The organism is Thalassospira sp. GB04J01, assembly GCF_000751115.1.
In the GTDB taxonomy this organism is placed as follows: Bacteria; Pseudomonadota; Alphaproteobacteria; order Rhodospirillales; family Thalassospiraceae; genus Thalassospira; species Thalassospira lucentensis.
Genome location: NZ_CCDX020000017.1, coordinates 1 through 18,177, shown reverse-complemented (window position 1 = coordinate 18,177; position 18,177 = coordinate 1). Strand labels below are relative to the sequence as shown.

Here is an 18,177-nt window from a genome sequence, read left to right as displayed (position 1 = left end):
AATATTCGATAGAAATATGACGCCGACCAAAAGGCCAATGCTTTTTTAATTCTTCAAGGGCATAGCTGTATGAAGCGGCCACGCACACAACTAACACGATTATTACTTCCCCAGAACATCTCCCGCATAGTAATCTTCCAGCATATTTGGAAACCACTATTATGAGCGTACAATGTTTTCGATACGAGAGCTCGGCACATCCTCATTTAACGCCACCCCGGAGAACTTGCATAGTGCTGCTTGGTTATGGGCGGTCTTTGATTGCAATCGAGGATGGCATTTTTTCGACGAGTACCTCTATCAAAAAGCACTGCAGAGAAATCTAACTTCATATGACATAAAGTTTTTTGCTAACTTTTATAGCGTCGGCCGAACGCTTGTCTTGCAACCCCAGGAACCCTGCAAGGAAGTCAAAGCGCAGAAGATAGAGAATATCTACAGTAGCGTAGCTGACTTCCTCAATACACTTCCAGAGGGTACAGAAGGATTGTCGGTCTTTGTCCAAATGCAAGAACTGTTGAAAGCTTGGATCGGTTCAAGATCAACAATCACGTTTTGCGCCAAGATAGCTTGGTTCATCGATCCAGACCACTGGATGATGCATGATGGGCTTTCCCGCGCTGGCTTGAAAGCTCTGGACAGTAGCCTCACCAAAACGCGAATTGAAAGAGATTTTCAAGTGTGTTTTGCAGAAACCTTTAGCCCAGAACATCATGAAATTGCAAAGAATGTGTTGCGCGATCTCCTGATCGACTATCCATTTCCTAATCGTGTAATCGACAAGTATCTATTGTTAAGAGGATCTGCCGATCTCACATCTAATGAACCATGGATATCGTGGTTAAAGTGGAAAGCAACGAATTACCTGCAGCAAAATAGCGAAGCAGACTTTGATTCCGCCTTGAGAGAGCTTGCAAAGCTTCCAGGGAAACATATCGTTGAACTTTAGTTCACGCCGACTTATCCCAACCTCTTATCCGCACTCCGCTTAACAACACTCACACCAAGCACACCAAGCGCAATCCCCCAAATCGGGCTGGTATTGACCAAGGCCGCAATGATCGCCGGAGCTTGAAGCGGCGTCAGGATAATGGCGTAGGCAATCGCCCCCATGGTCATGATCCAAGTGAGCGCGACGGCGTAGCCAAAGCTCGGCCGCCAGCGGCGCACAAAGGCATCTTCGCTGGCGACTTCGGCGCGGATGGTGCGGTTGATGGATGTGAGCGTTTTGGTATCGCGCGCCAGCTCAATTTCGGCCATGCGTTCGGTATGGCGGTTGGCTTCAAGAATTTGCGTTGGGGTGACATCCCCCTTGGTCACGGCGTCTTCGACCTGTTTGAGGGTATCCGCCGCCGTTTTGGCAATCGGATTGTCGATATGGTCAAGCCCGGCACCCACCGCTTTGATCAAAAGCGGCAGGCCGATCTGGGCAAGCAATGCGGGGATCATGGGCGGGCTCCTTTTTACGAAATGCCGCGATAAAACAAATGGTTGCCGATCTCGGCCACCGGCACATGGCCGCGCGCCCAATAGGGATCAACCGCATGGGTGTGGTAATGCGTCGCCCCCTCGGTCGCATCAGGCAAATCGCCCGTCACCGCGCGGTTGGCAATGCGTTTACACAGCCGGTACGCACGGTCGCGCGGGTTGACCGCGAGCAACTTTTTGCGGTTGGGATCGGCTTGGTTCCAGCAGGAAAACTGCCCCGGTTTCAAGCACACCGCCTTGATGTCATTGCCCCACCAATAGCGCCCGCGTGACCGCGCGAACGCCACCCGGTTGAGGATCACGGACGCCACCGCCTCAATCCCGGCAAGCTCCTCGCCGCGTGCTTCGCCGTATAGTGTGCGCGCCAGAATTTCAGCCTCCGACAGGGCTTCAACATCATTTCGGGGGGCAAAAGTATCCATCGTCATTGGGAATATCCTTTGTGTTCAAGCTTGGCCTCAATCCGCAAAAGATGGCCGGTCAGGCGTTTTTCAATGTCTTTGAGGTACGGGATCGAAACGTAATTGCGCGCAACGTCGAGTTTGAATTCCGCCAACCCGTCGCGTAGGTCACCAACATCGCCTTCATGGCGGCTGCGCATGCGTTCAATCCGGGTCAGAAGTTCCGAACGCATGCGCCAGTGCAGCCAGAAAAGGCTGGCCACCGCCGGAATTTCGACCGCCGTGATCCACCAGATCACATCGACAGGTTGGGTCATGGGGGCCTCATATTTTTGGGAAATCAGGATCGGTCAGGATCAGGAAAGTCGCGTTCGGACAAAAAAAGACCCGCAAACCAATCGGCTTGCGGGTCAGTTCAGGAGGTCATCTGACAAGAAAACATCCTTAAGGGAGGTCCGAGGTAAACTCTAACGAGGACAGCGCACTCAGGCAGCCGGGCCTTTAATCTTTTCTTCCAGTTCCTGCCACGCCTCGCCAGATGCCACAAGGCAACTCGGGCCGGACGGATAGGTGAACAAAATGGTCCAGGTTTGGCCATCGGGCGCCTTGAGCACCTCGATCACCCCGCCATTGGACGTGACGCCCACGGCAATCGGTTCTTCGGAATATTTCGCACTCAGGCTGTCGATGACTTTCGCACGGTCACCGCAAACCGGGGACCCGGCATTGGCCGGGGATGCAACCGTAACGGCACCTGCCACCACGGCAATCAAGCTCAGTGTTTTCCACATGGTCAGGCCTCCTTGCAGTCAGGTGCGCCCAAAAGGGGCGTCTTGGTGTCCTGCACTGCTAAATTGATCAACAAATTGATCAAAAAATGAATTGGGGCCGCCTTACGGCGACAGACCGCTGTCTGCCTTAACTGAATTCACCTTTAGTATAGTAAATTTTTCTCAATACTATTCTTTGATATAATAAACGTAAGCATCAAATCTGAAAATTCCATGAATATCTCACATTTGTGATACGCAACGGCGCTAACTACTTGGCATTGTGAGAAAGTTTTTTCTTCGCTCACGGATTGAACGCGTTTTCGGCATTGAAAATACCCCCATATGCCCGCCAATCGGCGCGTTTAAGCGGCATATCAACCCTCGGCAGGCGCACCGGCTCGCTTAAAATACAGCCCGCCACCGCATCCAGCCCGTCATCATGATCCTTGCCGTCGGGATGCCATTCGCGCATCTGGCGGACAAACGGCGTCTTGCGGACCGGGTCATGGACATGCAGCAACCCGGCCCCCAACACCGCGCCAAAGGCATCCTCGATCCGGGTCGCCTTATTGGTACTTTCATGATGTTCTACGACGCTGGCCGCCCATCCGATTGATTTAAGTTCGCGGCGCAGGATATTGGGCAAAAACCGGCCGATGCCATTGGTCTCCACCCGCACAGACGGCAAATGATGCCCGGCCATAAAGGCCGCGACCTGCGCACAGAGCTGACTGGCTTCATCCATGCGCGCATTCTCAGTATCCTCTGGCAGAACGGACGCCCGCAGCCACGCCAGATCATGTAACCAGTATTCGCCCTGATCACAGATATAAACGCACGCCACCACCGCCCCGTCACCGGTTGCCGATCCAAAACTGGGATCAAAATGACAGGCCGAGGCCACCATATTGCGATCCCCGATGCGCAGCCGAAGCCGCCCGTTGGCATGCTCAATCTCACGCGCCGCGTCATAGAAGTGCAGTTTCGCGGGGTCGAGCATCCCGGCGACAGGTGCCACCATTTCAAGCATCATCTGGCTTTGAAACTTCCGTGCCGTCGTGCGGGCTTTAATCGCGGCAATGGCACCTGCGTCAAACCGTTCCGGCCAGTTTGACGCCCCGTGCTTATTGACGATGGGCAGCACAAACCGTGAAAAACCATTCAAAAAGGGTGCGGCCTCGCCAGTTTCCGGGCGCACCTCATCGGCATAGATCGAATAAAAACTGTGCGGGGTGCCAACATAAAGCTGCGTGCCACCCGGTGACAGCACATAGGAAATCTCACTCAATTTTTCACGCAGCTCGGCGCGTTTATGGGCGGTGTCGCTGTTTTTGGGCACCTCAACATCATCACAAATCACAACGTCCGCCCGCGATCCGGTGATATTGCCACCAATGCCGACCGCCTGCATGGACGGGTCCCGCAATACCGCACCCCGCTTGACTGTAAACCGCTCCGTCCCCCAATCGGCAACCCCGCCCGGCACCAACCCGGCCAGAAGCGGATGGCGCTCCACAATGCGTTTGACGTTGCGCACCATCTTTTTCGCCAGCTCAAGATCGGCCGCCAGAACCAGAATGCGCACATTGGCATCACGATACAAAAGCCACGCACAAAACAACCCGACCAGTGTTGATTTCCCCGAACTGCGAAACGCCATCAACAACAACTCATGCCGCCCGGTGATCCAGCATTCCTCCAGCCAGTCGGCCATGTTGCGATGATGGGCAGGCACCCCAAGCCCCAGCATCCGATCCCAGATCCAGACGAATTCGGCAAAGCCCGATATTGGCATCTGTCGCTCCTTTTCTGGAATTTTCGGTTTAACTCATCACTGCATACACCGCTCTGCGTCTTCAGTCCTGCATGCCCGCTCCAGACCGGTTTGAAACGGGGCGGCACACTTTCCAATATCCAAGGAGACCCCTTAAATGAAGAAGACACATTCTGCGTGGCGCTTCATCCCGACGGCCTTTTGGGCTGTGCTGGCGATGGCATTCATCGGCGCGGGCAGTGCCCATGCGGCTCCACCCAAATTTTGCGCACCGACAACCTTTTCGCTGAGCGGCAGCGTTGCCGACCAGTTCTGGAACAACGTTACCCCCAACCAATGGGCGAAAATGCTGTCCGCCAATTGGCAAGATAACGGATTTCATTTTTATGGACGCGTACGTCAACGTGGTCCCGATGCCGGGATCAACACACCGTCAGACCTCGAAAGTGAAATCCGCAAGGGCACCCCAAAACCAGAAGGCACCCCAAATCGCTGGCAGATCAATCTGCCTATTCTCAGCTCGGGCGGTCAACCTCTCAGGGTCATTTATGACTATGATGGCAGCAAAAACGCCAAATGCAGCCTTGTGACACTGTCATACTAAATAGCACCTGCAAAACAGCAGGTGATCGGCAAGACAGCCGAGCAACCAAAGCCCGCTGTCTTGCTTTTTCCGAAACAAACAAGCGTGAAAATGTCGATCAAAGATGCCGGTTCACATCCATCCGACCATGCAGGATACGGACAACCTCGATGGCGTCACCTGCCTGCCGGTAATAAATCACATGCGCCCCGGAGCCGATTTTGAAATATCCGTCGCGAATATCGCATTTCTGCCCGATGCGCGTTGCGCTTGCCAGTTCGGCAAAGACATTCAGAAAATCGCGAATGTATGTATCGGCCTGCCTCGCAGACCAGCGCTGCTGTGTATAAAGCCAGATTTCTTCAAGATCGACCTCCGCACGGGCGGTAATCCGATATTCCGGATTACCCGCCATGTCTGGCATTCATCCGCGCAAGAAATGCCTCGCCGTCAAACGAGGTCGCAACACCCGATTTCTCGCCTTCTATAAGCGCATCCTGTAAGGCACGGACTTTCACCTCATGCTCTTCAAGCAACCTCAACCCCGCCCGCACCACATCACTGGCCGAACCATAACGCCCCGACTGGACCTGTCCTTCGATGAAACCGGTGAAATGGTCCCCAAGCGAAACCGATGTATTGCGTGCCATAACGAACCTCCTTAGGGTCCAAACTCGTTCACATAATACCAAAATGTATTATATATTGGTATTCCTTGTTCCTCAATCCCTATATCAAATCACCCCGCCTAAAGCACCCGCCACGTCTCCCCGCTGGCAAGGTTGCGGACGTAATCGACCGCCTCCCCGTTCCAGTGATAGGAAAAATGATCGCCCTGCACAGGAACCGGCACCACATCGGGCCAGAACGCCGCAATGCAGGCGCCGCCCTCATACCGCACACTGGGCCAATAAAGCCCGTCCGATCCCGCCGTCCGCCGTTCGGCACCAAACTTTTGCGAGGCCGCGTAATCATCCGGGTCAAGCAATGCCGCCATCCCGCTCACATCGTCAAACACATGATCAATCTTGCCGACCAACTCGCGAAACTGCGATGTCCAGCCCGGTGCTTCATCGGTTGCGCGCATGGTACGCGCATGATGATGCACGGTTTCGGCAATCGCCACCGACCGGCTGTCGCCCGCGTAATACAGCCCGTATGTGCCATCGGAAAAACGCCCCGGACGATAGGGCGAACAATGGACAAACGGCGCCATCACATAACTCGCCCCCGGCCCCGATACCCGGCGGTCGACCGGCACCTTGGCCAGCGTCCCAATGCTCTCGCGCATGCGCGGGTTCATCTTGGCCTCCGCCGATGCCAACGCTTCCCAGTCGGCGGGATCGGCAATGTCTTCAAACAGGTCAATCGGCGGATAGATCGACCGGATCATCCGAATACACTGCGGCCACGCAACATGCCGGGTCGGAATGTCATCCCCACCTTCTTTCGCCGTACTCACCAACCACCACGCTCCGCATCAAGGTAACTGCGAACATCAACAATATCCATAATCTCGCCGCGCATCATGATCTCAAGCGCGCTTGCACCGCCAAACGCCGCATTGGGCTTGCGGACCCAGGCATAGCCCCGCGCCGGATCGCGAAACAGGTATCGCAACCCCTTATGAATCCCGATCAGCATCGCCATACGCGTGCGCAAATCACGATCAATCCGCCCGATATCCTTTTTCTTCCACCGCGCCCAAGTGCGGGCCGGCATATCGCCCAGCAACACGCGCGCTTCCTGATCGCTTAAGCCCCAAACCCCAAACAGATTAACCGTGGCCCGCGCCAATGCCGCCGCCTCATCCTCGGTAATCGCCGCCACATCGGGCCGCGTCCCGACCGGCTCCACAATCGCGAATTCCATGTCGCACCTCCATTTGGCATATATATAGCATATTTATGCCAAATGGCAATCACCCCTCATAGCGGCAAAACTGGCCTCCGAGCCCGCAGCCCCATGGCTCCCGCCTGCGCGGGCGTGACGAAGCAATGGAAAAGCCCTTCCCACAAAACCGCCCCCTAACGCGTGGAAACCCCACCCCAAAAAACCGTCATTCCCGCAACGGCGGGAATCCAGACAGACGCGCCACACACGCCAATCTCACCGCGCAACCTCAAGCCGCACGTCACGTCATGTCGATAAAACCGGAAAATTTCGACACGTCGGTGGGATGTGTCGATACCATCGACTCATTTAATGATCGTAAGCAGCCCCAACTGCGGAATCTCGCTAAAGGCTCACACTTTCATGATGATTACAGACTGGAAATTTTTCCAGTTTCTCTAAATTCACGTCGCATTTCTCAAGCGTAAACGATGAATCTTTTTCTTTCATTTCGTAAAACCGAACCGGATGTGAACGTCCTTTCATCGCCTTCACCAACACAGCCTTGACCTCGGCACTGCATTTCAAGCCAAAGGTCACTTCTTCAAGATCAAGAGGGTTTTTCTGCTGACCTCGTTTTCCGATCAGGCGCCATTCCTGTTCGTATTCCCAATCAGCAGCTTTACGATAAAGAACTGCTTGATCAATGCGTTGCTCTGCTTCTCTGTCACCAGCCAACATTGCCACAACATCACTGGCTTTAACCAATCTGTCATTTTGTTCGTAATCGACTTTATGAATATCTTTCTTGGCAGCTTCAGAGACAGAATATCCAAGACAGATACCCTTGTGCTGGTCCCCGTAATGGCTCCACATCAATGTGCTGTCAAAACGCTCAGATAAACAAAAAATCCCTCCATCATACCTTTTGATCAGTTCAACCTCTATTTTTCGAACAAAATGCTCCTGAAATACTCTTCTCACTGTTTGCTTTAAAGATTCACCCTCCCCATCACTCCGCTTTTTCAAATTTATATAATCTAGGTCATTCTCAACTTCCTCGTCACGACGCTGCTGTTGAAGTTTTCCCAACAACTCATCAAGTTTATCCTCGCTCAAGTCTGGTTCGAGACAAGGCCTAGAATCCAATGGGTCATTAAAAGTTATTGGATCAGCAAAAAAAAGCTCATCCAATAACAACATTCTTACAGTCAGATCACTGAATGCCCGGTATTTGTACAGGCGGCTCGGTATTTCGATGTTCGGCTTCAAAACCAATCTCCCCCTAAATTTTATCCTCTAAAAGTAGGGAATTTTGATTTACTTGAATATCAATCTTTTTGCGCCGCCAACGCCCCCCGTGCCTCCTTGATCAGTTTCTCAACATCCACATCCTCCCCCGTCCGTGCTGTGCCTTTCTCGGCCCGGCTATCGGCCCCCTTGTCCCCATCCGACGCCCAGCGCAACAACTTGATCAGGCATTCCAGATGCCCAAGCCCGGCCTTGCACGCCGTTTGATGGGCGGTGAAATCCTTGGCATCGCGCAGAAGGGCAGCCTGCTGTGCCGCCCGGCGATAAGCATTGCGCACCCGTTTGATATCACCGGGCAAATCGCGCAACAGGTCTTCGCGTAACGTCGCCACTGGATCGTTTTTCAAAACACCTCCATGGGGTTAATTTGCGAAAAAAATGCATTACACGTCTGAAAGCGCCAAAAGCCGCGCATCCGCCAACCGTTCGGGCCAATAGGCCAGATTGCGCAGATGTCCGTTTAAATGCTTGTCCGCGCCATCGTAAGACCCCAGCACAATGTTGGTAAAAGTGCGCGGCATGGCAAAGCCATCCGGGCTTTTAAGCACCCCGCCATTCACCCCCACCGCCACCACGTCATCATCCCACGCCAGCGCAATGCGTACCCGCGTGCCGGGGGTCAGTGTGCCATAAAGCGACTGGGTCACAATCGCCACCCCGTCCTTGCGCAAGCTTACCCGCAACTGATCGGCATCACTGTCATAGCCAAGATCAAGGTGATCATCATTCAGGCTGGTTGAGTAAAGCTGCACGATCCGCCAAATGCCGTCCCACGCAGGCGGCAATTCCAGATCAAACACAAACGTCCCCGTCCCTTGGGCAAACCAGTCCCCCGGATCAAGCCGCACATCATCAGGCGCACGGGCGGCGGGAATGCCATGACTGATAACATCGCTGGTGGGAACCGGCCCGGCTTCAAGCTGCGCATTCCAGATCAGCACCGATGCCGGCACTCCCGAAACTGCCGTGCTGATTTTCGGATATCGGGTCGTGCCCGATGCCGGCTCAGACACCGACACCCGTTGCCACGTCTCATCAAGCATAAATCCACGCGCCGATGCCCCATCAATCCCGCCAAGCGTGACATCAGCCGTGCCCGAAACGGCCCGCATCCAGACGGCAAAGCTGTAAACCGCGCCCACCGTCAAATCCCCGACATTCTGATAGATGCCGTCCGCCCCGCCCGGTAAATCAAGCGCCATCGCGCTCACACTTCCATCGGGCGCGGCAATCGCACTGGGGCCGATGCTGATCCCGGCATTCTTTTCCCACAGCACATTGTCAAATGCGGTTGAATAGCGAAGCTTATTGGTCGCCGCCCCCTCAATAAGAAGCCCCCGCGCCCGGCCAAGGGCATCATATTCATAGCCCGGCGCGTCGATGGGCCGGGTCGCCAGCACGCCGTCCATCCCCCGGATCAGTTTGGTGCTGGCGCGCGCAAATTTCATACAGGCCGCAAGCGGCTGATACCGCAATCCCATGTGCGTTTCCTCCTGATATTCAGTACTGAAAATATCGGAAATCGCCAGTTTCTGGCGTTCCCCCGGCCCGATACCCGCACGTCCCCGTCATGCCCGCGAAAGTAGGAATCTCGACGTTTGGGCACGTAGGGCATGAGATTCCCGCCTGCGCGGGAATGACGGGGACGTAAAACGGTGACATGAAACGAATGTCATTCCCGCGAAGGCGGGAACCTCGCGCCTCGCATGCCCAAATTTCAAGTTTCCCCCCTGACGCGCGAACGACGGATTTTAAACAGCCCTACCCACCAATCCGATGCAGATGAAACCAGGTCAGGATATTGCTCTCGCTGATTTGGCGGGTGGCCGCGTCACTGTGCGCCAGCCGGACCCGAAGGCCGTTTGCCGCCCCGACATTCACCCGCGCCACCCCACTTAATCGCAAGGTGTGATAAGCGCCCGTCCCAATGGCCGTAATGTCCGAGGATTGCAGATGGGTCGTCCAAACCCCGGCACCTGAACCAGAACTGGCCCCCGCCAGACGCTCAAGATACAGGTTCACCATCACCACCTCATCGGTGACCGGGAATTTCACCCCGATATCAACGTGGTAAAACCCCGGCGGCAGGCTGCTAACCCCATGAAGCGCGCTGTCATAAAGGCTGTGGCTGTCCTCAACCACCTGATCCCATTCGATCAAAAACGCCCCACCGGCGGGCATGTCCTGTGCGGCGGTGCGTAGCAATTTTACAATCGGTCCGTTTTCATGGACCGGCACGGCAAACCACCGCCCGCCATCCCCGCCATCACAAATCACATCGACCACATCGCCCCGGATTGGCAGGGGATAAAGCGCGCTATCCGCCGCCCCATTGACCGGCGTGATCACATCGCCACTGGCTGCCGTGATATCCACCTGCGTGCCATCGCCATTAAACAGCCGATAGTGCACGCCATTCCGCGCCAATGTCGCCACCGGCAAACTTGCCCGTGCGCCGTTTGACAGCCGCACCAGCGATCCGGTTTCGCGAATGTCCAGGATGCGGTTGGTTGGCGCATCGATCACCGGCATCCGGCGCTCATCCTCCCAGCCCAGCAAATTCTGGCTGCGAAAATCAAGGTCGATCATCGCCCCAGCATCGGCACGCACAAACGATTTTTGCGCGGTTTCGCATCGGCTTAATGCGGCCTCGGCCCGGCTGGCGGCATCACCCGCAAGGGCGGCGTTTTGACCGGCCCCGGCAATCTCATCGGCCTTTGGCCCATTGGATAACCCGTTTCCCGCATCGTTCCAGACCAAAGCCCGCCCCGGCGCAATACCGGGCAGGGTCATATTGGCCTGATCCAGATCGGGCGCACCCAACCGCAACGTCCCGCCAAGGGCCCGATCCACATCGCCAAGGGCGGCGGTCAGATAATCCAGATCGCGATCAAGCGCATCGCCGCGTGGGGAACCAACACTGCCATAGGCACTGAGCCGCCGCAGTTTCAGCATCCGGGCCAGAATGATCTCGACCCCCACACCCGGCGGGGTTTCAAACCGCACCGTGCCGCCGATGGCATCGTCATGCGTGGCCAGCGCAATGTGAAACCCGGTGGTTACAACCGCGCCATTGACCGATACCTGCACATCACCGACGTCAAACACATCAAATCCAAATGGAAAATCCCGCCGCCCGCCATCGCCCTGATAGCCGATGGATGCTGTGGCCTGATTGGTGAAAACCGCCCCCATATCCCTGATCCCTCCGTCCCCTGATTTACCGAAATCCGATCCGCATGGTTGGTTAGCTGCCCCAACCATCACGCCGTGCAAACCACGCACTTAACCGTGCCACCGTGTCATCCTGTGCTGATCGCAACAGCGACCTTTCGCGCCAGTCGGCCCGTTGATTGATCTGATTGCGTTTGCGCGTGGCCGCGGCATCGTCAAGGGCGGCATCAGAAAGGGCCGCCTTTTCATATCCCGCCAGAACCGCACTGGCCGATCCACTGCCCCCGGCCATCTGGCCAGATGCGCCTTGCCGCGCACGCGCACGGGCTTGTCGAACACGCAGATCTTCGGCCCGCGCCACATCGCGTTCGGCCTTGGTTGCGGCAATCGCCTCAAGATCGGCCTTTCGTTGGGCTTCGGTCTGGGCCACGGCACTTTGCTGCCGGGCCTGATTGGCCGAAATTTGCTGCCCGGTTTGTAAGGCCGATGCCGCCATTGGCACAATTGATGAAAATCCACCCATCAGTCATTCACCCCCAACTCACTTGCCACGCCGAGTAATAAAAAAGGCCGGGGAAGGTCCCCGGCAATCGCCCATAATCCGCTTTTGACTGTCCCGCCGCTGCCGCGCCGCCAGCCAAGGCTGCGCAGCGTGATATCACCGCTATAAAGTCCGTCTTGATCATCCGCGTCATCGGTGGAAACCGGCAACCGCACATCGCGCAATCCGCGCCCGGTATCCATGCGAAGCTGCCCGGTTTTCTGCAATCGCAAGGTGGCCGAAATCAGCCGCACCGCATTGCCGCCATGCGGGCGCGTGCCATCCGATGCAGCCGGTGGCAGGGCCGAAATTTCATGGGTAAAGGGCAAGCCGACACTGAGTGCCGTCACGGCATCGGGCACCGTCACCGTGCCTCCGCCAATGGGGTGATCATGGATCAACTGATTGCCAGCCCACACCGACACCCTTTCCCCGTCCAGCGCATCAAGATGGCCCCAGTGGCGACGCGGCACCTGCTCCGGTTCAAGCGCCTGATCAATGGCCAGATCAAGGCCCGAATTTGCATCAAACACCCCCAGAAAATACGCCTCCCCGCGTTTGATCGCGACATAGACATCCCCGCCCGACACCGCCACGGCGCGAAACGCACTGTCTTGCACCGATTGCGATGACCATGCGGTGATGTTTTCACTGCGATACAGGGTTAAGGTGCCAAGGCTGCCATCACCCATCACCACATGCAGCAACCGCCGATCCGCGTCATAGGCCTGATCCATTGGCTGGTTGACCAGATGACGCGACAATAACGCCAGATCGGCCGAGCCATAGGCTTGCTCCACATCGGTAAACAGGAATTCACGAATTTCACGCCCGCCCCGTCCGGCAAACACCGTCGCCCCGTCAATATTAACCAGCGGCACGGTACGCGCACTTTGGCTGCCGATCCGGGTTTGGCGGGTGATTTGAATATTGGCCGGGGTCAATGGATCACCGGTCACCATCCATTCCGACCCGCTGGTAAACACCTGTAAATGCCGCCCGGCAAACACCCCGGTGATCGCATTGACCTGATCGGCCAGAAGGGCAAACTCAATTGCCTCGTCATCCAGCCCTTCGCCCAAATCAAAGTTGAACAAATCGCCCGACCGCGACATCCACAACCGGTTGGGCAAATCACGCGATCCGCCAATCACCATGCGGTCCTGATGAAACGTCACGCTGCGCGGCCAGCCCCGGACATCGGAAAACGCCTGTTCTTCGAAATCGTTGGTTTCATGGGTATTTGGCAGGCTTTGTTTCAGCGTAATGGTCGCATGGCGGGCATCGGTAACAGCGATGATTTCGCCCTCAATCCCGGCAATCCGCCACAAAGTCCCAACATGGCCCGCCACGAACAGGTCGGCATTGGCCGTAATCGTCACCGTGCCGCTTGTCCCCGACGGGGTGACAGTCAAGGCCGGTTCACCAAATTTGTAATAGGGATGAAGGGTCCTATAGGTCGTTTCGCGCCACGCCCATTTCGACATTTCCCATCCACCTGTTTGCGGATTGGACACATCGTTGGTGCGGGTCAACCGCATCGGCGCCACATCAGGATGAACCACCAGCAGCGTATCGGCACTTTGCGTCCAGTTCAAAAGATCATGGTGCGCGACCCCGAACGGCGTTTCAAACCGGTGCGTCGCCACGCCATCCTTAAACACCAGCCCCTCATAATCGCCAAACGCCAGGATATAGGCCTGCTCGGTATTGAACTCGAACGCGATCAACCGCACCGCACCGGGCAACTTATCAACCAGCCGAACACCGGGCCGACGCCTCACCCCGCCAGACGGTTCGATAAACACATTATGCAACCGCGCCGCCCCATTGGCATAGGCATTCAAGTCACTCCGCCCCCACAATTCGGGTGCCAGTTCCCCGGTGGAAAAGGTGTTTTTCTCTAAAACGCGGCGTGCCATATGGGGCTCCTGTAATTACAACAAACTCAGGTTAAGTCAGGTTATTGAGATGTGACTCGAGATCCCCGCCTGCGCGGGGATGACGGTGCCTAAAAGAAATAACCTCATGGAAAGCCGTCATTCCCGCGAAGGCGGGAATCTCGCACAACAGGTTCCGCCCCTAACCCCGCGCCGCGATCAACGAAAAATCATCAATCGCATGCGGGGTCGATTGCTGCGCATCGGCCAAACGCGCTTGGCGAAACTGGTCCTCGGACCGTTTAAAAAGATACTCCGCCCGCGAGCTGCTTTCAGTCAGCGGCAAACAAAACTCGGCGGCCAACCGCGCAATCAGCGCCAGATCAAACCACGGCGGAAAACTGGCCTCCGCCAACCGCCCGACATAGGTCAGATGGGCGGACTGCGCATCACACAAAACCGCCCGATCACGCAGTTCAAACCGCGTGACGCGGCCGCCGTCCGTTTCCAGCGACAACAACCGGATAAAATCGCCCGGCAAGGCAAACAGGCTTAATCCATCCCCCGAACCGCCAGATGTTTCCCCTGCCGTCACCTGCGCCAACCAGCACCCCTTGGCCGCAAACCGCCACGGATACCCCGCCAACATGCCATCGCGGATCACGGGATACAGCATCCGGGCAATTTCGGCCTCCGCACCATCTTCTTCAAACGATGAAATCGGCGCGGTCCCGATCATCACCAACGCGCGGGCACACAGGGCCACATCACTTAACGCCATTTGATCCCCCAAAACAAAAACGGGGTCCGGCAAAACCGGACCCCGAAAATCATCAAACCTTGATGATGTAATTCACCACCAGAAACGGCTGCATGTTGTTATGCGGCTGATCACCGCCGGTTGCAGTGATGCGATTAGCCATATTAACAATACTAGCCTGAAGGTCCTCACGGACCGGATAGTCGTAAAGCGATCCACGCCCATCAACCGTGATAAGGTCGTGACTATGGCTCGGCATTTCACTGATGGTCATCTGGTGCTTTTCCGTACCATCAGACGACGCAAGAATGCGATCCGTCAGACCATCGCCCTGCCCGGCACCAACCGGGACACGACCGCGCATATCAGGCAGCTTGAAGACAGTTTCCTCACTTGCCTGACCATAGGTATCCCCAATCACCGCAAACAGCCCGGCATAGGTTTCTTTGCTGACTTCCGAACCATCGCACAGCAAATAGCTTTGCGGTGCGACAGCCCCGGCAAACGGCAGCACCGAACCAGTCGGCACCGCAATCGCGGCAAACTGACTGATATCGGTTTCAGAACAGATCGTAATTGTTTCGCTCATGTTTGGTCCTTGTATGCAGTAGGGCATAAAAAACCCCGGCAGGACAAACCCGCCGGGGTGAACGAAGATGAAAAAGATTTTGGTTAGACGACTTACTGACCCGATGGAGCGGTCGGATAAAATGCCTTGATCGCATAGGTCATCGCGATGTTGCGCGGGCGGGTTTCGACACCGACACGGGCATCAGGAGAGTTGGCGCTATCAAACAGAAGCTTATCCTGATTGATAATCCCAGAAGTCGCATCGGTGGTTCCTGCCTGAGAGGTATAGCTAAACACTCCTTCAGGCGAGTTGAAACGGCTGACCGCACCAATACTGCCCGTAATCTGCTGCATCTGATCAAGCTGAGCGGATGCAAACACACGCCCATCATCGACACCGCGTCCCGCATCAAAACCACGGATGAACTCACCGCGCAGATCAGGAAGGTTGAAGGTGGTGATTTCATCACCACGGCCCCAAACCGTACCGATGGTCGCAAACAGATCAGCATACTCGGTGCGCGACACAGCCGAACCGTCACAGACAAGCCAGCCGTCCGGTGCGGTTGGCATGGCGAAGGCTGAGACGGTGCCGATTTCGCTGCCGATGATGACGGTATTGCCACCGCCAGAACCGCCGCCGGAAATCAGGGTATTGATCGCCTGAAGCAGTTGGGTTTTATCCTCGCAATCGGGCCAGATTCCTGCACCCTGAATAACGTTCAGAACTTCGCAGTCCACCGGGGTTGAACCCTGCATGGGCAGTCTCCTTGGTTGGTCAAAAGAAAACCCCGGCAACGGATGTTGTCGGGGGCAGGAAAAGACACCCGCCTTCGCGGGAATCTTGTGGGGTTGGGACGTGGCGGTAGATGGCCGCCGATCAGTCCGTATTGGCCGTGCCAATCGCGGTCATGTCGCGGACATCGACACCGGCTGCACCAGAGCTTGCCACCACGAACATGCCGCCTGACATGGTGGCGTCGCGGTTGGTGTTGGCGATGATGAAATCACCGGTGCGCAGCATGTCGCGGGCATCAACGAAATAGTTCGACGTATCAACATCGGTTGCCAGATCCGGGGTGATGTAGTGCCAAAGGGTAAAACCGTTGGCATAGGCCAGAACACTTAGGTTCCGGGCCTTGAAACCTTCTGCCATGAGGGGCTCCTGTTGTTGGGTCAATGTTGGGGTGAGCTTGTGGGTCGAGGTTCCCGCCTTCGCGGGAATGACATGCGTTCCATGCACCGGCCTTACGCAGCGTCACCCCCGCGAAGGCGGGGGTCTCGCGCCGCATGCTCACTGAAAGTTTGGAACGTCTGTTATTCCTGCGCCTGCAAGCAGGTCACACCATCGCCGTCCACAAGCGTCGCGCCCTGGCTCATGGAATTGTTGACAAAGTGGGCGGCGTGATCGCCGTGCCAGGTGATGTCGGACTGCACGTCCGATCCAATGGCATGGCCGATTGCGGTTCGGTGATACCAGAAGCACGACCGAATACCGCTTGCCACCGGCAGGCCCGAATGGGGCATCCAAAGCGTGCCGAGCCAGCGTTTGGCCTGCGTTCCCTTCCACGGCAAATCATCATCGCCGACATAGTCGGAGCGCGAAAACGCGTCGATCAAAAGCAGTTCCGACCATTGTTTCCAGCCGACAATCGCATAACGCTGCCCGTCATCGGGCACATCGCGATCGCCAAGCCCCTCAAACGCCATCATCACCTTATCAAGCGTCATGCCGTCGGTATTGTGGGGCAGGATATCGGGGGCTGTGGTCAGGGCATTAATGATCAGCTCGTCGGTTTTACGGCCCAGCGCATAGGCCCCGGCATTGGCCAAAACCATCTTTTCATCATGGTTGATTTTAAGTTCATCAAGCGCATCAACCCAGTCCCCGGCATAGTAATCGCGCAAATCACAGCGCACCGCCTCGTGATCGACATTCATCACCGGCACCTTGCCGTGGCGCGCCTTGGTGGTGGCGGTTCCCTTGCCGACTTTCTGAAAAACGGTGGTCGCCCCCTTCACACTGTTTTTGACCCGTACCGTATTGCGCAGTTTCGATCCCATGCGTTGATAGGCCTGATGCACATCGGCCTGAAAGTGGTCGACAAAGCTTTGATCGATTGTATCGCTCATTGGTTTATTTCCCCTTTGGTTGATCCTGTGGTTGATCCTGTGACCTGACATTCAGGCACGTCATATTCCCACCGCGATCCGGTCATCTTTTGGTCAAGGTTTGGCTGTTATGTGCAATGGATGCCCCCGGACTTTTCGGGGGTATTTTGATCTGTCGGGTTTCAAGCAGACCGGATGTGTTTTTCGGGCAGTTGCCCACCCCCTTGAATTTTGAGTTGGAGCTTGACGTTGCGCGGAAAACTGTTTGCCTTGATTGTCCTGATCGGGATCGGTACAGCTGCGTATTTCCTGCTGCCTCTCACCCCGATCCCGGCCTATTTTGAAAATGTCACCCACCGGATCGGCCTGCTGTTTGGCAGCCAACCCGATGAACAGGAACCGCTTCCTGCCCGGCTTGAAAACAAGCTCAGCAAACTGGGTGTGAGCGCCGGGGTGCCCGTCGCGGTGCAAATCCTGACCGATAATGGTGCGGTCGCGCTTTGGGTCCATGACGCGGATCGTTTCCGCCCGCTTGAAATCTATCCGTTTTGCAGCGATGTCGTGCGCGACGGCGATCTTTCCGCCTATCACGGCGATTACCGCATCCTCGCAAAGGACATCCTTTTAAACCGTGACGGACATGCATCCGTGATGCTCAATCGGGCGGCTGATGGCCCAAAAACCGACCTCGCCCTTAATGGTGGCTGTGCGACCGAGCAGGGCATCCCGCTTGAAAGTGACGATCTGCGCGACATTATGCTGATGACCAATGCCGCCCTTCAAAACGGGCAGGCGTATATCCCGGTATCGATCTATCCAACCGCCGCTGATCAACCCCTGCCCGACCTTAAGGCCAGCGGACAAAAGCAAGCCGACTAAGGTCGCTGCCTGAACCGCATCCTTCAGTCATGCAGGCGGGAAAATGCCGCCTGTACTTCGGCAACAATCACCGGATCGCGATCCCGCCAGTAGCGCGG

At 56.1% G+C, this 18,177-nt stretch carries 23 protein-coding genes; 3 read left to right on the top strand and 20 right to left on the bottom strand.

What is annotated here, in order from left to right:
* Window positions 1–172: 172 nt before the first annotated feature.
* A complete protein-coding gene (locus AMM48_RS18015) occupies window positions 173–949 on the top strand; it encodes a hypothetical protein (RefSeq protein ID WP_102785193.1) in 777 nt (258 codons plus the stop codon).
* A gap of 11 nt (window positions 950–960) precedes the next feature.
* Here AMM48_RS18015 and AMM48_RS18010 read toward each other — a convergent pair whose 3' ends face one another.
* From AMM48_RS18010 to terL, 5 genes are all read right to left on the bottom strand, one after another.
* Window positions 961–1,449: a 3TM-type holin gene (locus tag AMM48_RS18010; RefSeq protein ID WP_102785192.1), complete on the bottom strand. Its 489-nt coding sequence runs from the start codon at window positions 1,447–1,449 to the stop codon at window positions 961–963.
* 14 nt (window positions 1,450–1,463) lie between these two features.
* Complete coding sequence (locus AMM48_RS18005) at window positions 1,464–1,916, bottom strand: cell wall hydrolase (protein WP_102785191.1); 453 nt, start codon at window positions 1,914–1,916, stop codon at window positions 1,464–1,466.
* A complete protein-coding gene (locus tag AMM48_RS18000; protein WP_022732092.1) occupies window positions 1,913–2,206 on the bottom strand; it encodes a hypothetical protein in 294 nt (97 codons plus the stop codon). The genes AMM48_RS18005 and AMM48_RS18000 overlap by 4 nt, the downstream gene beginning before the upstream one ends.
* A gap of 168 nt (window positions 2,207–2,374) precedes the next feature.
* Window positions 2,375–2,680, bottom strand: coding sequence for a hypothetical protein (locus AMM48_RS17995; protein WP_022732091.1), 306 nt, complete (start codon window positions 2,678–2,680; stop codon window positions 2,375–2,377).
* 283 nt (window positions 2,681–2,963) lie between these two features.
* The gene (gene terL, locus AMM48_RS17990; RefSeq protein ID WP_102785190.1) at window positions 2,964–4,457 is read right to left on the bottom strand and encodes a phage terminase large subunit; all 1,494 of its coding nucleotides are present in this window, start codon (window positions 4,455–4,457) and stop codon (window positions 2,964–2,966) included.
* Window positions 4,458–4,593: 136 nt separating this feature from the next.
* Between terL and AMM48_RS17985 the strand changes: the two genes are divergently transcribed.
* Window positions 4,594–5,040, top strand: coding sequence for a hypothetical protein (locus AMM48_RS17985; RefSeq protein WP_102785189.1), 447 nt, complete (start codon window positions 4,594–4,596; stop codon window positions 5,038–5,040).
* A gap of 97 nt (window positions 5,041–5,137) precedes the next feature.
* On the opposite strand, the gene AMM48_RS17980 is transcribed toward AMM48_RS17985, so the two are convergent.
* The 15 genes from AMM48_RS17980 to AMM48_RS17910 all read right to left on the bottom strand — a co-directional run bounded on the left by AMM48_RS17980 (window position 5,138) and on the right by AMM48_RS17910 (window position 17,221).
* Window positions 5,138–5,434: a type II toxin-antitoxin system RelE/ParE family toxin gene (locus AMM48_RS17980; RefSeq protein WP_102785188.1), complete on the bottom strand. Its 297-nt coding sequence runs from the start codon at window positions 5,432–5,434 to the stop codon at window positions 5,138–5,140.
* On the bottom strand, window positions 5,424–5,669 hold the full coding sequence (locus tag AMM48_RS17975; RefSeq protein ID WP_102785187.1) for a type II toxin-antitoxin system ParD family antitoxin: 246 nt from the start codon (window positions 5,667–5,669) through the stop codon (window positions 5,424–5,426). The genes AMM48_RS17980 and AMM48_RS17975 overlap by 11 nt, the downstream gene beginning before the upstream one ends.
* A gap of 98 nt (window positions 5,670–5,767) precedes the next feature.
* Window positions 5,768–6,481: an RES family NAD+ phosphorylase gene (locus tag AMM48_RS17970; RefSeq protein WP_244271290.1), complete on the bottom strand. Its 714-nt coding sequence runs from the start codon at window positions 6,479–6,481 to the stop codon at window positions 5,768–5,770.
* Entirely contained in the window at window positions 6,478–6,891 is a 414-nt protein-coding gene (locus tag AMM48_RS17965; protein ID WP_102785186.1) for an MbcA/ParS/Xre antitoxin family protein, read from the bottom strand. The genes AMM48_RS17970 and AMM48_RS17965 overlap by 4 nt, the downstream gene beginning before the upstream one ends.
* A 366-nt stretch (window positions 6,892–7,257) precedes the next feature.
* Window positions 7,258–8,124 (bottom strand): DUF2971 domain-containing protein, encoded by an 867-nt coding sequence (locus tag AMM48_RS17960; RefSeq protein WP_102785185.1) that lies wholly within the window; start codon window positions 8,122–8,124, stop codon window positions 7,258–7,260.
* A 59-nt stretch (window positions 8,125–8,183) separates the two neighbouring features.
* Window positions 8,184–8,510, bottom strand: a complete 327-nt coding sequence (locus AMM48_RS17955; protein WP_102785184.1) for a hypothetical protein — start codon at window positions 8,508–8,510, stop codon at window positions 8,184–8,186.
* A gap of 36 nt (window positions 8,511–8,546) precedes the next feature.
* Window positions 8,547–9,644 carry a hypothetical protein gene (locus AMM48_RS17950; protein WP_102785183.1) on the bottom strand — a complete coding sequence of 366 codons (1,098 nt, stop codon included), beginning with the start codon at window positions 9,642–9,644 and terminating at the stop codon, window positions 8,547–8,549.
* A 280-nt stretch (window positions 9,645–9,924) separates the two neighbouring features.
* Window positions 9,925–11,358 (bottom strand): hypothetical protein, encoded by a 1,434-nt coding sequence (locus AMM48_RS17945; RefSeq protein WP_102785182.1) that lies wholly within the window; start codon window positions 11,356–11,358, stop codon window positions 9,925–9,927.
* Window positions 11,359–11,410: 52 nt separating this feature from the next.
* Window positions 11,411–11,860, bottom strand: coding sequence for a hypothetical protein (locus tag AMM48_RS17940; RefSeq protein WP_102785181.1), 450 nt, complete (start codon window positions 11,858–11,860; stop codon window positions 11,411–11,413).
* Window positions 11,860–13,800: a hypothetical protein gene (locus AMM48_RS17935; protein WP_102785180.1), complete on the bottom strand. Its 1,941-nt coding sequence runs from the start codon at window positions 13,798–13,800 to the stop codon at window positions 11,860–11,862. Before AMM48_RS17935 ends, AMM48_RS17940 begins: the two co-directional genes overlap by 1 nt.
* A gap of 160 nt (window positions 13,801–13,960) precedes the next feature.
* Complete coding sequence (locus tag AMM48_RS17930) at window positions 13,961–14,539, bottom strand: hypothetical protein (protein ID WP_102785292.1); 579 nt, start codon at window positions 14,537–14,539, stop codon at window positions 13,961–13,963.
* Window positions 14,540–14,591: 52 nt separating this feature from the next.
* On the bottom strand, window positions 14,592–15,107 hold the full coding sequence (locus AMM48_RS17925) for a tail fiber protein (protein WP_158246485.1): 516 nt from the start codon (window positions 15,105–15,107) through the stop codon (window positions 14,592–14,594).
* 92 nt (window positions 15,108–15,199) lie between these two features.
* A complete protein-coding gene (locus AMM48_RS17920; protein ID WP_102785178.1) occupies window positions 15,200–15,847 on the bottom strand; it encodes a tail fiber protein in 648 nt (215 codons plus the stop codon).
* 121 nt (window positions 15,848–15,968) lie between these two features.
* On the bottom strand, window positions 15,969–16,244 hold the full coding sequence (locus AMM48_RS17915) for a hypothetical protein (protein WP_101302301.1): 276 nt from the start codon (window positions 16,242–16,244) through the stop codon (window positions 15,969–15,971).
* 161 nt (window positions 16,245–16,405) lie between these two features.
* Window positions 16,406–17,221: a phage capsid protein gene (locus tag AMM48_RS17910; RefSeq protein WP_101302299.1), complete on the bottom strand. Its 816-nt coding sequence runs from the start codon at window positions 17,219–17,221 to the stop codon at window positions 16,406–16,408.
* Window positions 17,222–17,449: 228 nt separating this feature from the next.
* Here AMM48_RS17910 and AMM48_RS17905 point away from each other — a divergent pair, with 228 nt between their 5' ends.
* The gene (locus AMM48_RS17905; RefSeq protein ID WP_102785177.1) at window positions 17,450–18,079 is read left to right on the top strand and encodes a hypothetical protein; all 630 of its coding nucleotides are present in this window, start codon (window positions 17,450–17,452) and stop codon (window positions 18,077–18,079) included.
* The last annotated feature ends 98 nt before the right edge of the window (window positions 18,080–18,177 follow it).

Coding starts and splice junctions, on each gene's coding strand:
- AMM48_RS17980 (WP_102785188.1), bottom strand. CDS start 5,434: ATGGCGGGTAATCCGGAATATCGGATTACCGCCCGTGCGGAGGTCGAT.
- AMM48_RS17995 (WP_022732091.1), bottom strand. CDS start 2,680: ATGTGGAAAACACTGAGCTTGATTGCCGTGGTGGCAGGTGCCGTTACG.
- terL (WP_102785190.1), bottom strand. CDS start 4,457: ATGCCAATATCGGGCTTTGCCGAATTCGTCTGGATCTGGGATCGGATG.
- AMM48_RS18000 (WP_022732092.1), bottom strand. CDS start 2,206: ATGACCCAACCTGTCGATGTGATCTGGTGGATCACGGCGGTCGAAATT.
- AMM48_RS17910 (WP_101302299.1), bottom strand. CDS start 17,221: ATGAGCGATACAATCGATCAAAGCTTTGTCGACCACTTTCAGGCCGAT.
- AMM48_RS17930 (WP_102785292.1), bottom strand. CDS start 14,539: ATGGCGTTAAGTGATGTGGCCCTGTGTGCCCGCGCGTTGGTGATGATC.
- AMM48_RS17950 (WP_102785183.1), bottom strand. CDS start 9,644: ATGGGATTGCGGTATCAGCCGCTTGCGGCCTGTATGAAATTTGCGCGC.
- AMM48_RS17965 (WP_102785186.1), bottom strand. CDS start 6,891: ATGGAATTCGCGATTGTGGAGCCGGTCGGGACGCGGCCCGATGTGGCG.
- AMM48_RS17945 (WP_102785182.1), bottom strand. CDS start 11,358: ATGGGGGCGGTTTTCACCAATCAGGCCACAGCATCCATCGGCTATCAG.
- AMM48_RS17975 (WP_102785187.1), bottom strand. CDS start 5,669: ATGGCACGCAATACATCGGTTTCGCTTGGGGACCATTTCACCGGTTTC.
- AMM48_RS17985 (WP_102785189.1), top strand. CDS start 4,594: ATGAAGAAGACACATTCTGCGTGGCGCTTCATCCCGACGGCCTTTTGG.
- AMM48_RS17915 (WP_101302301.1), bottom strand. CDS start 16,244: ATGGCAGAAGGTTTCAAGGCCCGGAACCTAAGTGTTCTGGCCTATGCC.
- AMM48_RS17925 (WP_158246485.1), bottom strand. CDS start 15,107: ATGAGCGAAACAATTACGATCTGTTCTGAAACCGATATCAGTCAGTTT.
- AMM48_RS18005 (WP_102785191.1), bottom strand. CDS start 1,916: ATGACGATGGATACTTTTGCCCCCCGAAATGATGTTGAAGCCCTGTCG.
- AMM48_RS17935 (WP_102785180.1), bottom strand. CDS start 13,800: ATGGCACGCCGCGTTTTAGAGAAAAACACCTTTTCCACCGGGGAACTG.
- AMM48_RS18010 (WP_102785192.1), bottom strand. CDS start 1,449: ATGATCCCCGCATTGCTTGCCCAGATCGGCCTGCCGCTTTTGATCAAA.
- AMM48_RS17920 (WP_102785178.1), bottom strand. CDS start 15,847: ATGCAGGGTTCAACCCCGGTGGACTGCGAAGTTCTGAACGTTATTCAG.
- AMM48_RS17940 (WP_102785181.1), bottom strand. CDS start 11,860: ATGGGTGGATTTTCATCAATTGTGCCAATGGCGGCATCGGCCTTACAA.
- AMM48_RS18015 (WP_102785193.1), top strand. CDS start 173: ATGTTTTCGATACGAGAGCTCGGCACATCCTCATTTAACGCCACCCCG.